This window comes from Paraburkholderia phymatum, from assembly GCF_040965635.1.
In the GTDB taxonomy this organism is placed as follows: domain Bacteria; phylum Pseudomonadota; class Gammaproteobacteria; order Burkholderiales; family Burkholderiaceae; genus Paraburkholderia; species Paraburkholderia phymatum_B.
Window position 1 is genome coordinate 148,058 of sequence record NZ_JBFRCH010000006.1, and the last position, 15,550, is coordinate 163,607.

At 65.0% G+C, this 15,550-nt stretch carries 15 protein-coding genes; 11 read left to right on the forward strand and 4 right to left on the reverse strand.

Annotated elements, in window-relative coordinates:
- Positions 1–5: 5 nt before the first annotated feature.
- Both AB4Y32_RS14305 and AB4Y32_RS14310 read right to left on the reverse strand, forming a co-directional pair.
- The gene (locus AB4Y32_RS14305; RefSeq protein ID WP_368721947.1) at positions 6–977 is read right to left on the reverse strand and encodes a thymidylate synthase; all 972 of its coding nucleotides are present in this window, start codon (positions 975–977) and stop codon (positions 6–8) included.
- Between the two features lie 247 nt (positions 978–1,224).
- Positions 1,225–2,622 carry a sigma-54 dependent transcriptional regulator gene (locus AB4Y32_RS14310; RefSeq protein ID WP_368721948.1) on the reverse strand — a complete coding sequence of 466 codons (1,398 nt, stop codon included), beginning with the start codon at positions 2,620–2,622 and terminating at the stop codon, positions 1,225–1,227.
- 548 nt (positions 2,623–3,170) lie between these two features.
- Between AB4Y32_RS14310 and AB4Y32_RS14315 the strand changes: the two genes are divergently transcribed.
- The 9 genes from AB4Y32_RS14315 (at position 3,171) to AB4Y32_RS14355 (ending at position 11,972) form a co-directional block, all read left to right on the forward strand.
- Complete coding sequence (locus AB4Y32_RS14315; protein WP_368721949.1) at positions 3,171–3,653, forward strand: hypothetical protein; 483 nt, start codon at positions 3,171–3,173, stop codon at positions 3,651–3,653.
- Positions 3,654–3,737: 84 nt separating this feature from the next.
- Positions 3,738–4,241, forward strand: coding sequence for a hypothetical protein (locus AB4Y32_RS14320; protein ID WP_368721950.1), 504 nt, complete (start codon positions 3,738–3,740; stop codon positions 4,239–4,241).
- Entirely contained in the window at positions 4,238–4,918 is a 681-nt protein-coding gene (locus AB4Y32_RS14325) for a hypothetical protein (protein ID WP_439899787.1), read from the forward strand. The genes AB4Y32_RS14320 and AB4Y32_RS14325 overlap by 4 nt, the downstream gene beginning before the upstream one ends.
- 28 nt (positions 4,919–4,946) lie before the next feature.
- Entirely contained in the window at positions 4,947–6,338 is a 1,392-nt protein-coding gene (locus tag AB4Y32_RS14330) for a hypothetical protein (protein WP_368721951.1), read from the forward strand.
- 302 nt (positions 6,339–6,640) lie between these two features.
- Positions 6,641–7,360: a C39 family peptidase gene (locus tag AB4Y32_RS14335; protein WP_368721952.1), complete on the forward strand. Its 720-nt coding sequence runs from the start codon at positions 6,641–6,643 to the stop codon at positions 7,358–7,360.
- Between the two features lie 6 nt (positions 7,361–7,366).
- A complete protein-coding gene (locus AB4Y32_RS14340; RefSeq protein ID WP_368721953.1) occupies positions 7,367–8,173 on the forward strand; it encodes a peptidase C39 in 807 nt (268 codons plus the stop codon).
- Between the two features lie 116 nt (positions 8,174–8,289).
- Positions 8,290–9,756 (forward strand): hypothetical protein, encoded by a 1,467-nt coding sequence (locus tag AB4Y32_RS14345; RefSeq protein ID WP_368721954.1) that lies wholly within the window; start codon positions 8,290–8,292, stop codon positions 9,754–9,756.
- 24 nt (positions 9,757–9,780) lie between these two features.
- The gene (locus AB4Y32_RS14350; RefSeq protein WP_368721955.1) at positions 9,781–11,328 is read left to right on the forward strand and encodes a sigma-54 dependent transcriptional regulator; all 1,548 of its coding nucleotides are present in this window, start codon (positions 9,781–9,783) and stop codon (positions 11,326–11,328) included.
- 143 nt (positions 11,329–11,471) lie between these two features.
- Positions 11,472–11,972 (forward strand): dihydrofolate reductase, encoded by a 501-nt coding sequence (locus AB4Y32_RS14355; RefSeq protein ID WP_368721956.1) that lies wholly within the window; start codon positions 11,472–11,474, stop codon positions 11,970–11,972.
- 93 nt (positions 11,973–12,065) lie between these two features.
- On the opposite strand, the gene pmbA is transcribed toward AB4Y32_RS14355, so the two are convergent.
- Positions 12,066–13,436: a metalloprotease PmbA gene (gene pmbA / locus AB4Y32_RS14360; RefSeq protein WP_368721957.1), complete on the reverse strand. Its 1,371-nt coding sequence runs from the start codon at positions 13,434–13,436 to the stop codon at positions 12,066–12,068.
- A gap of 240 nt (positions 13,437–13,676) precedes the next feature.
- Between pmbA and yjgA the strand changes: the two genes are divergently transcribed.
- Entirely contained in the window at positions 13,677–14,285 is a 609-nt protein-coding gene (yjgA, locus tag AB4Y32_RS14365) for a ribosome biogenesis factor YjgA (protein WP_368721958.1), read from the forward strand.
- Positions 14,266–14,892, forward strand: a complete 627-nt coding sequence (gene mog, locus AB4Y32_RS14370) for a molybdopterin adenylyltransferase (RefSeq protein ID WP_368721959.1) — start codon at positions 14,266–14,268, stop codon at positions 14,890–14,892. Before yjgA ends, mog begins: the two co-directional genes overlap by 20 nt.
- A gap of 1 nt (position 14,893) precedes the next feature.
- On the opposite strand, the gene orn is transcribed toward mog, so the two are convergent.
- Positions 14,894–15,523, reverse strand: a complete 630-nt coding sequence (gene orn / locus AB4Y32_RS14375; protein WP_368721960.1) for an oligoribonuclease — start codon at positions 15,521–15,523, stop codon at positions 14,894–14,896.
- Positions 15,524–15,550 lie beyond the last annotated feature (27 nt).

Sequence of the window (15,550 nt, forward strand, 5' to 3'; positions counted from 1 at the left end):
GCGCGTCAGATCGCCATTGGCGCCGTCAGCGGTTCGTGGTGCCGGTAGCCGACCAGCGAGAAATCGGAGGGCTCGATCTTCTCCAGCCATTCTGGTTCGTAGACGCCCGTCTTCGCGAACTCGGGCACGCGGTCGGCAATCGCGAGCGTCGGACTTTCGTAGGGCTCGCGCGTCAACTGCTGCTGCAGCATGTCGAGCTGGTTCTCGTAAATGTGTGCATCGCCGATGAAATACGTGAACCAGCGCGGCGTATAACCCGTCAGCCGGCCGACGAGATGCAGCAGCGCCGCCCCTTCCGTCAGGTTGAACGGCGTGCCGAGCCCGACGTCATTGCTGCGGATATACAGGCACAGCGAAATCTCGCGCTTCGATACATTCGGCAGAAACTGATACAGCAGATGGCAAGCCGGCAGCGCGATTTCCTCGAGCACGGCCGGATTCCAGGCGTGAAACAGAATCCGCCTGTCGGAAGGGTTCTTGATGATCGTGTCCAGGCACTGGCGGAGCTGGTCGATCGCCTTGTACAGCAACACCTTGCGCACGCCGCCCTCCTCGAACCCGGTCACGGGCGTGTAGCCGCGCGACGCCGCGTCTTCGAGCCTGGCGCTCGCCGTCGTGTCGAGCACCTTGTAGGCGGGCCACCGGCGCCATTGCACGCCGTAGACATCGCCCAGATCGTCCGTGCCTTGCCGATAAGGGTTCGCGAGCCATTGCGCGTTTTCGTTCGCGTTTCCATCCCAAACCTTGCAGCCGAGCGCGCGAAAATCGGCCGCGCTGCGCGACGCGCGCAAAAAGCCGACCAGTTCACCGATCGCCGACTTGAAAGCGAGCTTTTTCGTCGTCACGGCGGGGAAGCCCTGCTGCAGATCGAAGCGCAACATCGCCCCCGGCATGCTGATCGTGCGGACGCCGGTACGGTTTTCCTGCGAGCTGCCGGCATCGAGGATCGTGCGGACGAGGTCGAGGTATTGTTTCATGCGGATTCCTTCGGCCGTGCGCCTGGCGCACCGGAGGTTTTTGGGAGACTACGATTCTAGCAAGCCGCATGAAGCCGGGTGCTTGCGCCGCTTTGCGCGCAACGCGTGCTGCCTGCACGTCCTTCACCTCGCGCGGAAGGCGGCGTAAGGAGCCGGCAACGCAAACGGGAAAAGGGAAACGGCGCGTCCAAAGCAAAGAAGCCCGGCCAACCGGCCGGGCTTCCCGATGTCTCGTCGCGAGCAGGCGTCAGAGATGCGGCATCGTCGACGGCATCTCCGCCGCGTGCTGCGCGAGCGGCTCGCTTTCCATATGCCGCATGCCGTGCGAGCACAGCAAACGGTACAGCGTCACGCGCGAAATGCCGAGTTCCTGCGCCGCGTCGCCGAGACGCCCGCGATGGCGCAGCAGCGCCAGCTCGATCGCTTGCCTTTCGGCTGCCTCGCGCGCCTGCGCGAGCGAGACGGGAACGATTTCGACATATTCCGCGAGTTCGAGATCGCGCGCCGTGATCGCGCGCCCTTCCGACATCACGATCGCGCGCCGCACGCGGTTGATCAGTTCGCGCACGTTGCCGGGCCAGCTGTAGTTGTGAAGCGCGGCGATCGCGTCGGGCGCAAAGCCGCGCAGCCGGCGGCTCGCATCTTTCCTGAAACGTTCGAGCATATGCCGCGCGAGCAGCTCGATGTCCTTGCCGCGCGCGCGCAGCGGCGGCTCGTCGATTTGCAGCACACAGAGGCGGTGATACAGGTCCGAGCGGAACCGGCCTTCGATCATCGCCGTGTTCATGTCGACGTGAGTCGCGGAGATGATCCGCACGTCCACCTCGATCGCGCCGTGTCCGCCCAGCCGTTCGACCTTGCGCTCCTGAAGAAAGCGCAGCAGGCTCGCCTGGCTTTCGAGCGGCAGATCGCCGATTTCGTCGAGGAACAGCGTGCCGCCGTTTGCCGCTTCCACGCGGCCGATCTTGCGCTGGTTCGCGCCCGTGAACGCGCCGCGCTCGTAGCCGAACAGCTCCGATTGCAGCAGATGCGGCGGAATCGCGCCGCAGTTGATCGGGATGAACGGCGCGTTGCGGCGGGCCGAGCGCTCGTGGATCGCGACGGCCGTCAGTTCCTTGCCCGTGCCCGATTCGCCGGAGATGAAGACGGGCGCGTCCGTCATCGCGACCTTGCGGATCGAGCGGAAGAGCGCGAGCATCGCGTCGCACGACCCGACCATCTCGCCCTCGGAACCGCCCGGCGACGCGTCATTCGATGCCGGCTCGCCAAGCGAGACCATTCCATATGCATGCCCGACGGAATCGACGATCCGGTCGCCCGAATAAGGCACGGTCACATAATCGAAACAGTAGTCGCGCACGAGCCGGCGCAACGCGGCGTCCTGCAACTGGCCGGCCATCGTGGTCGCGACCCAGCCGACGTTGGGCATCGTCAGGCACGACTCGAATGCGGCAATTTCGTGCTGCTGGAAGCAGCTCGACAGGTCGAGCAGACCGCCCGCCGCCATCCCCGCACGCACGGCGCGGCGCGCATCCCGGGCCGAGCCGACGACTTCGACATGCCAGCCGCGCTCATGAAAACGCGTGTTCAACTCGGCGCTGGGATCTCTTGATACGTATATCAGTTGCCGTGTGGCGGATTCCATTATTCAGATCCTCTCGTCAACGAACGTTAAGGATGACGGCATGTGCTGATCTGCATTTAGCTTTCAGGCACGCCTATTCGCACGGGATTCGCAAACGGCGAAAACCGAACGGCCATTCCATTCCGTACGGACAGCTGATCCCCGAAAAACGGCGCGTGTATTGAAACGACCTAGTAGTGGGTTTTTTAAAATCGTGTGCTGTGGATGAGAGCTTACTATACGCGCGAGCCGTCGAAAACAAATATGCGAATTAAATCGTCAGGCCTTATGCAGCAAGGGTTTGCCAGTGCCAGGCAATCTCATTGGGACCCGATTAATTCGCCTGGAAGCGCATTCACCATACTTTTTTATCAACGTACTCCCGTAGCGTTGCATTTAGCGCACCGATTTGAAATCAGCGTGTTTTTTGGCGAGGTTTCAGACCTGAAACGTTTACGGCCGATTTTCAGCGGCGGGCGCCGGATCGATTTTGGCCCGACCAATCGCATCAATGGATTCGCACGGATGGCACACGTTTCGCTAAATCTCCCGCACCAAGGAGAGACATCATGCGACTCGCTTTCGGCATCGACTCGAACCCGATCCGGCGACTGCCAGCCAGCGCCGCCCTGTGCGTCGCGCTCGCTCTCGTCGCGCTCCCGGCAGGCGTGAGCGCGCAGGAATCTGTCGCGCCGGAGCAGCTCGCAACGGCAGCGCAACCAACGCCTGATTCCGCGGATGAAACGTTTGCGACCACCGCCGATGCCGGCGCGGAACCGCAAGCAGCGACGGAAGACGAGTCGACACGTGCCCTGGTAATCGACGAACCCGACGACGGCGCATCGACGAGCAGCGTCGTGCTCGACGACCAGGTGCTGTCGCGTCAGCGTGGCGGCGCGGCGGGCATGGTGATGGTCGCGACGACGCCGCAGCTGGTACGCGGCAATAGCGTGACGCTGTGGGACGAGATCGCGCCGCCGTCGCCGCTGCCGATCCCCGTCGACGCCGCGCGCGCCGCGCAAGGCAACGTAGCGAACTACCAGCGGAAGTAGGAAAAGCAGCAACGCACCCGCAGCACGTTAAGCGCAACGAAGAGCAGGCAAAGTGTTTCGGACTCCGTATCGGGAGCACGCAAAATGATCGCTTCATTAGCGACGCTGTACAGCCGCGCAACGCGCGCGACTACCCTGGCCGCAATTGTCGGCGCATCCGCCGCCGGCTTCGCGGGCGTGGCAGCCGCTCAGGTGGTGAATCCCGGCGACATTGTCGTCGAGAGGGAAGTCACGCCTCGCATCGCGTACGACTCGGTGCCGCGGGACCAGGACCCCGTGACCTCGCGTGTCTCGACCTTCCCTGCCAACACGTTCAACCCGACGATGGCGCAAGTCGCCTCGGACGCCGACCTGACCAACGCGCACGGCTCGACGGGTCTCGACAGGAACGTTGCCGGCAACGCGGGCTTGCAGGCCGTCACCCGCATCCTGACGGGCAGCACCACCAACAACAACGTCGCGCTCAACTCCGGCGGCATCGGGCAACCGGCGCCGGGGCTCGGCGGCAGCATATCGGCGTCCGTGACGGGCGCGCTCGCGCCGCTATCGACGGCGTTGGGCGGCGCGCTCGGAGGGCTCAACAAATGACCGCGCTCTTTCGTTCGCCATTGCAGGTCCGGCGCATCCCGGCGCGCGCCGGCGCCGCGGCCTTCGCGCTCGTCGGGCTTGTAGCAATGCACGCCGCCTGCGCGCAACAAATGCCACAACAGATGCCGCAGCAGATGCCACAACAGACAGCGCGCGTGACGGGCGACGCGGGCATCGCGACGGGCGCAGGCGTCGGCGCGACGGGCGCGCTCACGGTGAGCCAGGCGGCGGGCCTGAACAACGCGCAGCTCAACCAGTTGACGATCTCGAACGGCGACGCCGCCGGCAACGACAACGCCAGCGTCCAGAGCGCCGGCGCGCGGGCCCGCGTGCCGAGCGCGCGCGCGTCGATCGAAGGCAACGCATTTTCGAATACGTCCGGAGCGGTGATGGTGAACCAGTCTGCGGGCGCAGGGAATCTCCAGCGCAACAGTGTGCAGCTCGGCACTGCTGCGCCAGGAGTCGAGGCTGTCTCGGACGGCGTGCTGTCCGCGACGGCCGCGAAGAACGGCGGTCAGGGTCAAGCGACCGGGGTTCAGACCGTGCGCGAGACCAGCATCTCCAACGACGCCTTCAAGAGCGTCAACGGAATCGTGCAGATCAACCAGACTGCCGGCGCCGGTAATGCCACGGCAAACAGTTTTGTGCTCCGTCCCCCGGCGGGCACTCTTTTCTAACTGACCACAACGAGTATCGGAGCGAAACATGAAGCGCACTCTCATTGCAGCAGCCGTCCTCGCAGCCGCTTCCTCCAGCGCCTTCGCGAGCCCGCTGAAGAACCCGTTCATCTTCAACGCGACGCTGGTGGGCGAAGCCGTCGGCATCGAAGGGTTCGTCACGCTGTTCGGCTGCGTCGGCGTCTCCAGCACGGCGGGCGCCGTCGTCAACAACACGCAGCATGCTTACGCGAACGCATCGCTGAGCCCGAACGCGCAAACGTACACGTCCGGCTTCGTGACGACGCGGATCGACAACAGCTATGACTCCGTGAAGGGCGGCGGCTACGCGTGGGCCTCGGTGTCGACGTCGCACTCGTCCTCTTCGTATCGCGCGCAGGGCTTCCAGGAATCGTCCAGCTACAAGTACGCGAACCAGAGCAGCTCGATCAAGGGCGGCGGCTTCGAGTTCAGCGCGCAGGCGGCCGAGATCAACGGCAGCTTCAGCCATGACAGCCAGAACGCCGGCGGCCATATCTCGGCAGGCGGCCATGCGGGCGGCAGCTATGAGTACGCGTCGTTCAACACCCCGCACTTCGGCTTCGGCGAAGCACATGTGCAAGGCGGCTTCTCCGCCGGCTACAAAGAGTCCAGCTACAGCAACAGCAACCACCTGTCGGGCGCATTCGGCGCGGTGGAAGGCTCGGGCCAGGGCAAGGTGTGGGGCTTCAAGGCCAACCAGGGTTCCGGTTATCAGGCCTTTCGCGAGCAGTCGAGCGGCTATGAAGTCGAAAATTCGAAGACGCACGACAGCGTAGCGGCGCAATGGGGCTTCAGCTCGACGGTAGACAGGACGGATGTCGACGTGTACGGCAGAGTCACCGAGCACATCAACACGCAGAAGGCGGGCAACCTGACGGCGACGACGGGCGCAAACGCCGCGCAGAACGTCAGCGGCAACATCGGCGTCAACATCGCGGAAGGCGTGAACAACGCGCAGAGCAACGACGCCGCACTCGCTTCCGTCGATGCCGGCAATGTGTTCGGCAACGCACAGGTCTTCAACGACCAGAGCTCGGGTGGCCGCGCGAACATCAACAACTTCAAGGTGAACGCATCGGTCGGCGACAACTCGCTGCAGTACGCATCGGGCAACGTCGGCGTGAACGTGGCATCGGGCATCGGCAACGTGCAGAACAACAGCATGGCCGCTTCGACGTCGACGGTCTCGCGCAACCATGCCAGCGCGGCGATGGTCGCCACGGATGAATCGTCGCAGTCGGCGGGCGTGTCGTTCCACGGCTCGTTCGAAGGCACTGCGATGCTCGGCGCGGGCGCACTGAGTCACGCAACCGGCAATATCGGCGTGAACATCGCGGGCGGCGCGGGCAACGTGCAGCACAACGGCCTGGCGATCGCTTCGATGAACACGAGCCACTAAAACACCAGCCATAAGGGGATGCGCCGACGGGCTGAACAGCCGCCGGCGCGACCTGGCAGCGGCGATGTTGCATGGGACCAGGGCACGCATGCGACGGGAACGGGCACCCAAGCTCCAATCCCGCCGACATGCGGGCTCTGGTCGACCGCTGTGCATGGGACCCGGGTAAGTGCTCTGCATGGGGCTTGAGCAAGCGCTCTGCGTGGGCTGGCGTAAGTGCTAAAGCACTAACGCCAGCCGACAGCTAAGCGCTAACTCCCGCCGACAGCTGAAGCGCTAACCCGGGGCGACAGGAGACCAGCATGTCCCGGTTCGACCGGTATCCGGCGTTTCGACTCGCCGATGCCGCCGTTGTGTTTGCAACTTGCGCGATGTGTGCGACAGGGCACGCACAGGCGAGCATCGACACGTCTACCCTCGCAGGTGTTCCGCTAACCAAGACGGTGCATTCGATGAGGGAGCTCCGCTACCGCCATATCGTCAGCCAGCAGTTCGACTACAGCTGCGGCGCGGCGGCGCTCGCGACCCTACTCAAGTACGGCTACGGAATCGACATCCCCGAGACGGAGCTGATCCGCCGGATGATGGCGTTCTCCACGCCGGAAGTGGTGGTCAAGAACGGCTTCTCAATGCTCGACATGAAGAAGTTCGTCGAGACGATCGGGCTGCGCGGGCGAGGTTTCAGGGTCAACACGGATGCGCTGTATCACCTCCAGATCCCCGTCATGGTTCTGATGAACATCGACGGCTACGAGCACTTCGTGATCGTCAAGCACGCGCAGGACGGTCGCATCTTCGTCGCGGACCCCGCCCTCGGCAATCGCATCCTGCTCGAGGAGGACTTCGCGAAGACGTGGAATGGGCTCGTGTTCGCAGTCGTCGGGAAACCGTTCAGGGAGGATTCCCCGCTGTTGCAGGACAACGAGTCGCTGGCGCTGCGTTTGCGCGAGCGCGCGCTTACCAACGGTACGGCCGCGACTCCCTTTGTCGAATACGGCTTGATCAAGGCAGACCTGTTCTGACCACCCATGAAGCACTCCCTCTCACAGCCCGGCCGCACGTGTCTCGCGATTTTGCTTGCCACGACGTGCGGTCTCGCGACCAGCGCCTACGCCTCGGACCTGACGACGTTCCGCGACGTGGCGCCGGCCGCCATCCAGTGGCAAAGCGTCGGGGACGATGTGCTCGCCCAGCAGACCGGAAAAGGCGCGGGCGGACAGATGATCTCCGGTTTCGTATTGAACGTGCTCTCGCAATGGCAGTTGCCGAACGGCGCCCATGCGCTCGCGCAAGGCAGTCTCTCCGTCGCGCGCGATGCGGCGAACGCGCTGACGGCCAACGTCAACACGCTAGCGAGCGTCACTGACGGCCACGGCAATCCGGGCGCGAACCCGCATGCCCACGCCGGCGGCGGACAAAGCATCTCCGTCAACGGCGTATCGCAGGTCACGCAGGTAGCGGGCGATCGCAACGTCGGCTTCAACACGGCGCAGATCGACTTCAACAACAATCCGCCACTGCTGGCGGGCGGCGCGAATGCGCAGAGCGCATCGGCGTCGAACGCGGCGGGCACCATCAAGGCGGGCATCGCGTTCGGCAACGGCGGCGTGACTGTCGCGCTGCAGACGCCCGCCGGCATCGCATCGCAAACCATCGTGCCCGGCAACACGCAACAGGCGGGCGCAATCGCACAACTGCTGCAGATCGCAGGCAATAACCAGCAAGTCGCCAACCAGTTGCAGCTCTCCTTGCAGACGGCGCCGATGTCGTCCGCGATGCTGCGCCAGGCAGGCGTCCTCCAGGCCCTGCAAAACGCGCTTGGTTCAAGGAGATGAAGGCAGGCCGCCAACCTGCCGGCTTTATGTCACCAGGAGGAGAAGTCGCGACGAAACGCGGCAGCGCAAAGCACAAGAACCCGCCAGGCGCTGCCCGTTTCACCGGGGGAACAACAATGATGACCTATACAACAAACAGGAGGCCGCGCGCCCGGCTCGCGGCCATCCCTGCTGCCGCAATGCTGTATGCACTCTCGCAGGGGGCGGGCGCGCAGGCGCTCAACAACCAGTCGCTCGAAGAACGGCTCAATACGCTGATGCGCGTGGTCGACGAGCAGCAGCGGCAGATCCAGTCGCTCGAGCGGCAGGTGACCAATCTGGAAATGGCGCAGCGCGGCCGCGGCGCGCCGGGCTATGGCGCGAGCGCCGGCAGCGAAGCCGTCGCCGAGCAGCCGGGCGCGGACGGCCTGCCCGTGCCGCTGCCGCCGCTCGCGCAGGTGACGCCGGGCGCGCCCGCGCCGGGCAACGCGACGGGCACCGCGACGGGCGTGCCCGTCAATCCGCCCGCGCCGGAGGGCGCATCGGCGGCCGGCTCGCCGGGCACGAGCAACCCGAACGCGCAGGCGAGCGGCCCGGGTCTGCCGGAAGGCGCCGTCGGCCAGACGCAGAAGGCAGCCGAGCCCGTGCGCACGCAGGCCGAAGAGGCCGTCGTGCAGCGCGAGCACGCGCCCCTCTTCGATCACAAGCTGACGCTGGACTGGGGTATCAGCGATACCTACTACGATCGCCGCCAGCTTCAGCTGTCGGGCTTTCTCGCGCTCGACGCGATTTTCCTCGGCAACATCAATCTGGGGCAGACCAAGTCGCACCAGATCATGGCCGATCTCGACACGCGCTACGGTCTGACGGACCGCATCAGCGTCGACGTCGACGTGCCGTATGTGTACCGGCACAGCCAGTTCATCGTCGGCGGCGCGGGGGGCGCGGCCAATACGCTGTCCGATGCGTCCGTCAATTCGAATGCGATCGGCGACGTCAACTTCGGGATCTACTACCAGTTCCTGAAAGAGACCAACAACATCCCCGACGTCGTCGGCAGTCTGCGCGTGAAAGCGCCGACGGGCACCTCGCCGTTCGGCCTCAAGGTCGTGCAGCTCGACCCCGACAACACGAATCTCGTCGCGCCGTCGAAGCTGCCCACGGGCACGGGCTTCTGGAACGTCACGGCGGGCTTGTCGGTGCTGAAGACCTACGACCCCGTCGTGCTGTTCGGCAGCCTCTCCTACACGTACAACGTCGCGCGCTCGTTCGAGGACATTTCGTCGGTGGTCGGACAGACGCAGCCGGCGACCGTGAAGCTCGGCGACATCTTCCAGCTGGGCGCGGGCGTGGCGCTTGCATTCTCCGACAAGGACTCGGCCAGCATCTCGTACACGCTCGCGCTGCAGCCCTCGTCGAAGACGAAGGCGCCGGGCGGCGACTACGTGAAGGTGCCTGGCAGCGAAACGACGGCCGCCGTGATGAATTTCGGACTTAACCATGTGGTGAACAAGCATCTGACGATCAACGGTTCGGTGTCGATCGGCATGACGCCCGACGCGCCGAACTACGTGATCGGCGTGCGCTTTCCCTACACCTTTTGACGTGACACTGATACGAGGCAGATCGTGCGCGAAACTTCTCATCTGAGCCCCGTTCCTGCGTCCGCCGGCGCAGGGCTGCGCCTGGCGGCGTCGCATGGGTCCACGACACCCACCGCACCCGATGCACCCGACGTGGCTCCGACGGCCGTCGATACGCGCGTCGCGACGCGCATCCTGCTGTACGTCGCGCGCGCGCCTGACGACGCGCTCGTCGAGCATCTGAAAAGCCGCGGCTGGAACGTGCTCGTCGCGCGCTCGGCGCACGAGGTCGGACGGCTCGTCAAGCCCGCGACCATGTGCGCGGGCATCGCCGACATGGCGAGCTTCGCGGTGCGCGAGCTGCCCGGCCTCGAGCCGAGCCTGCGCGCGCAGCAGGTCGGCTGGATCGCGCTGGCGAATGCCGAGCGGCTCGCCGATCCTGACGTGCGGCGGCTGATTCGCCACTACTGCTTCGACTACGTGAAGATTCCCGTGGCGAACGCGACCATCGACTATCTGGTCGGCCACGCGTACGGCATGGTCAATCTGTGCGAACCCGACATGCCGCCCGACACCACGAGCGCGAGCGACGACGAAATGGTCGGCACCTGCGAAGGGATGCAGCAACTGTTCCGCACGATCCGCAAGGTCGCGAACACCGATGCGAGCGTGTTCATCTCGGGCGAATCGGGCACGGGCAAGGAGCTGACGGCGCTCGCGATCCACGAGCGCTCGCCGCGCCGCAAGTTTCCGTTCGTCCCGATCAACTGCGGCGCGATTCCGCATCACCTGCTGCAATCGGAGCTGTTCGGCTACGAGCGCGGCGCGTTCACGGGCGCGAACCAGCGCAAGATCGGCCGCGTCGAGGCGGCCAACGGCGGCACGCTTTTTCTCGACGAAATCGGCGATCTGCCGATGGAAAGCCAAGCGAGCCTGCTGCGCTTTTTGCAGGAGGGCAAGATCGAGCGCCTTGGCGGCCATGAATCGATTCCCGTCGACGTGCGCATCATCTCCGCGACGCACGTCGATCTCGAAGATGCGATGAGCGACGGGCGCTTCCGCTCGGACCTGTTCCATCGGCTGTGCGTGCTGCGCGTCGACGAGCCGCCGCTGCGCGCTCGCGGCAAGGACATCGAGCTGCTCGCGCATCACATCCTCGGCAAGTTCAAGACCGATAACACGCGCAAGATTCGCGGCTTCACGCCGTCGGCGATCGAGGCGATGTACAACTATCACTGGCCTGGCAACGTGCGCGAGCTGATCAACCGCGTGCGCCGCGCGATCGTGATGGCGGAGAACAAGTTGATTTCCGCCGAAGACCTCGACCTCGCGCACTTCAGCGAACAGCAGACGATGAGCCTCGCGCAGGCGCGCGAAGCCGCCGAGAAGCGCGCGATCGAAGCCGCGCTGCTGCGGCACCGGCACCGGCTCAACGAGGCGGCGGCGGACCTCGGGATTTCGCGCGTGACGCTTTACAGGCTGTTGGGCACGCACGGTCTGCGCGATACGTCGAATGACGACAAGGCGGGCTTCAAGGGCGACGAGAAAGAACTGTACGCCAGCGACGCCAACGATCACGACGAGCGCGAGTAGTGCCTGTGCGCCCGATCTGAGCGGCCCAAAGCGATGCGAGCGGCGCACGCCGTCTCGCGCGCTGCGCGGCGTGCCCGGCCGGGCCGCGCGCGCTCGGGTAGAATCGGCTTCGGCTTTCCGCTACCCGTTCCATACTTTCTCGCATGACGACGCTGACCCTGATCGTCGCTCGCGCCCGCAATGGCGTGATCGGCCGTGACAACCAGCTGCCCTGGCGGCTTCCCGAAGACCTTGCTTTCTTCAAGCGCACGACGATGGGCGCGCCCATCGTGATGGGCCGCAAGACGCACGAATCGATTGGCCGCGTGCTGCCGGGACGGCGCAACATCGTCGTCTCGCGCGATGCGCAGCGCCAGTTCGCCGGCTGCGACACCGTCACGAATCTTGACGACGCGCTAGCGCTCGCGGCGCGCGACAATGCGTCCGAGGCGTTTCTGATCGGCGGCGCGCAGTTGTACGAGGAAGGCTTGCGGCGCGCGGACAAGATGATCGTCACCGAAATTCACGCGGACTTCGAAGGCGACGCGACGTTCCCCGCGCCCAATCCCGCGCAGTGGGAAGAAGTCGCGCGCGAGACGCATCGCGCGAAAGAGCCGAATGACTTCGAATATGCATTCGTGACGTATCGGCGCAAGACGCGTTGAGCCGCTGGCCCCTGGCCGGTGCAAAGAAAAAAGCCACGGAATCGCTTCCGTGGCTTTTGCATTTTTGAAGCGGCTTACGCGTCGATGTACGGTTTATTGCCCCGCTACAGTCATCCGCTCGATCAGCACCGAGCCCGTCTGCTTGGTGCCGCGCACGATCGTATCCGCGCCGATCGCGACGATATGCCGGAACATTTCCTGCAACGTGCTCGCGACCGTGATCTCCTCGACCGGGTACTGGATCTTGCCGTTCTCGACCCAGAAGCCCGACGCGCCGCGCGAATAATCGCCCGTCACGTAATTGACGCCCTGCCCCATCAGTTCCGTCAGCAGCAGGCCCGTGCCGAGCTTGCGCAGCATTTCCTCGAAGTCGTCCGTGTCTTGCGTGAGCGCGCTGCGCAGCGACAGGTTGTGCGAGCCGCCCGCGTTGCCCGTCGTCGGCATGCCGAGCTTGCGCGCCGAGTACGTCGACAGGAAATAGCCTTCGACGACGCCATCCTTCACGACGGCGCGCTGCTTCGTGCGCACGCCTTCTTCGTCGAACGGCGCGCTACCCATCGCGCGCGGCACATGCGGGTCTTCGACGATCTGCACATGCGGCGCGAACACCGGCTTGCCGAGACTGTCGACAAGAAACGACGTCTTGCGATACAGCGCGCCGCCGCTGGTCGCCTGCACGAACGCGCCGAGCAGGCCCGCCGCGAGCGGCGCCTCGAACAGCACGGGCACCTTGCGCGTGTCGAGTCCGCGTGCGCCCATGCGCGCGAGCGCGCGCTCGGCGGCGTAGCGGCCTACGGCTTCCGGGTCGGCCAGCTCGCCTGCGCTGCGCTTCGACGTGTACCAGTCGTCGCGCTGCATGTTGCGGCCGCTGCCCGCGATGGGCGCGCACGCCACGTAGTGACGCGAGTACGGATAGCCCGACAGAAAGCCGCGCGACGTGCCCAGCACGAACTGCGAATGCTGCGCCGATACGCTCGCGCCTTCCGAGTTCTTGATCAGCGCGCTCGTGGCGAATGCGGCATCTTCCGCGCGGCGCGCGAGTTCGACGGCTTCGTCCGCATCCAGATTCCACGGGTGATACAGGTCGAGATCGCGTGGATCGGCTTCGAGCAGCTCTTCTTCGGCGAGCCCCGCGCAGTCGTCTTCCGCCGTGAAGCGCGCGATGTTGTACGCGGCCATCGCCGTGTCCTTCAGCGCTTCGGACGAAAAGTCAGACGTGCTCGCGTTGCCGCGCTTGTTGCCGATGAAGACCGTCACGCCGACCATCTTGTCGCGGTTGTGCTCGATCGTCTCGACTTCGCCGCGCCGCACGGAGACGGACAGGCCGTCGCCTTCTGAGATTTCGGTTGCCGCGTCGGTTGCGCCGAGCGACTTTGCGTGGCGAAGAATGTCGGAGGCGATTTCCTTCAGTTCGTCCTGCGTGTGCGGGAAGAAGCGTTGCCTGACTTCCGTGTCTGCTGCCATTGTCGTTTGCCGTCCTGAGTTGCCGTGCGGTCTGGGCCGAAGCCCGCGAGAGTTCGTCGTTGCAAGTGCGATGCCTCGCCGGCCTGTGCGCCGGCGCATCCCGCGATCATAGCAAGCTCTACGCTGGCGTACCTGGCAATCGCAAATGCCTCGCGGCGATGCGATGCGAGGCGCGTGCGGAGCTGTTGGCGCGACCTGCAGCGGGCTTGGCGACAGGCCCGGCAAGTTACAATACCGCGCATGACACGCAAAACCCGCATTCAACCGATGACACCCGCTGACGTCGACGACGACAACGGGTATGACCGTCCCAGCAAGTCGCAACTGAAGCGCGAAATGCACGCGTTGCAGGCGCTGGGCGAAGAACTCGCCGCGCTGCCGAAAGACGCGCTGAAGCGCATGCCGATGCCGGAAGCGCTCGACGAAGCGATACGCGAGGCGCGCCGCATCACCGATCACGAAGGCAAGCGCCGCCAGATGCAGTATGTCGGCAAGGTGATGCGCGGCCTGACCGACGACGAAACCGGCGCGCTGCGCGAGGCGCTCGACAAGTACAAGGGCGTCAACAAGGCCGAAACGGCGCGCCTGCACTGGATCGAGCGCACGCGCGAACAGCTGCTCGCCGACGACGCCGCGCTGACGGAATTCATCCGCGTGCATCCCGACGCCGATCCGCAGCAAGGCCGCACGCTGATCCGCAATGCGCGCAAGGAAGTCGAGCAAGGCAAGCCGCCGCGCTATTTCCGCGAGCTGTTCCAGTGGATCAAGAACGCGGACGGCGCCGGCGCGGACGACGACGAAGCCGCTACCCACGATTCGGACGACGACGATGACGATTCCCACGCGTAATCATCCCGACGAACTGATCGTCGGCCTTGTGTCGATCAGCGACCGCGCGAGCACGGGCGTCTACGAGGACAAGGGCATACCTTCTTTGCAGGAGTGGCTCGGCGGCGCGCTGACGTCGCCGTTTCGCACGGAAACGCGCCTGATCCAGGACGACGCGCCGACCATCACGAAGACGCTGATCGAACTGGTCGACGAAGCAGGCTGCGATCTCGTGCTGACGACGGGCGGCACGGGCCCCGCGCGCCGCGACGTGACGCCCGAAGCGACGCTCGCGGCCGGGACGAAGGAAATGCCGGGCTTCGGCGAGCAGATGCGGCAGATCAGCCTGAACTTCGTGCCGACGGCGATCCTGTCGCGTCAGGTGGCCGTGATCCGCGAGACGGCCGAACGCGCCGCGCTGATCATCAATCTGCCGGGGCAGCCGAAGTCGATCAGGGAGACGCTGGAAGGCCTGCGCGACGAGGCAGGCAAGGTGAAGGTGCCGGGCATTTTCGCCGCCGTGCCGTATTGCATCGATCTGATCGGCGGCCCGTACATCGAGACGAACGCCGACGTCGTGCCGGCGTTCCGGCCGAAGAGCGCAGTGCGCGCTCCGCGGCAGGGCTGAGTTACTTTGCTGGCGCGTCGGTGGACGGCGCGTCGGCGGCCGTGCTCGCGGCCGGGATCAGAAAATGCTCGCGGTAGTAGCGCAGTTCGTCGATCGATTCGTGGATGTCAGCGAGCGCCGTATGCATCGCGCGCTTCTGAAAACCCTTGTAGATCGCCGGTTGCCAGCGGCGGCACAGCTCCTTGAGCGTGCTGACGTCGAGATTGCGATAATGGAAGAACGTCTCCAGCTCGGGCATCCAGCGCGCCATGAAACGGCGGTCCTGGCAGATCGAATTGCCGCACATCGGCGACTTGCCGGGCGGCACGTACTGGCCGAGGAACGCGCGAATCTGCTCCGTCGCGTCGGCTTCCGTCACCGTCGACGCGCGCACGCGGTCGATCAGCCCCGAACGGCCGTGCGTGTTCTTGTTCCAGTCGTCCATCTTGCCGAGCGTCTCGTCGCTTTGGTGGATCGCGAGCACGGGGCCTTCGACGAGTTTATCGAGCGTCGAATTGGTCACGACGACAGCAATTTCGATGATGCGGTCGTTGTCGGGATCGAGCCCCGTCATTTCCATGTCGAGCCAGACGAGGTTCATGTCGCTGCGCACGAGCGGCGGCTGATCGACGGATTCGATAATGTCAGTCATTGAAGGCAACCTTGGTTTGGAACGGCG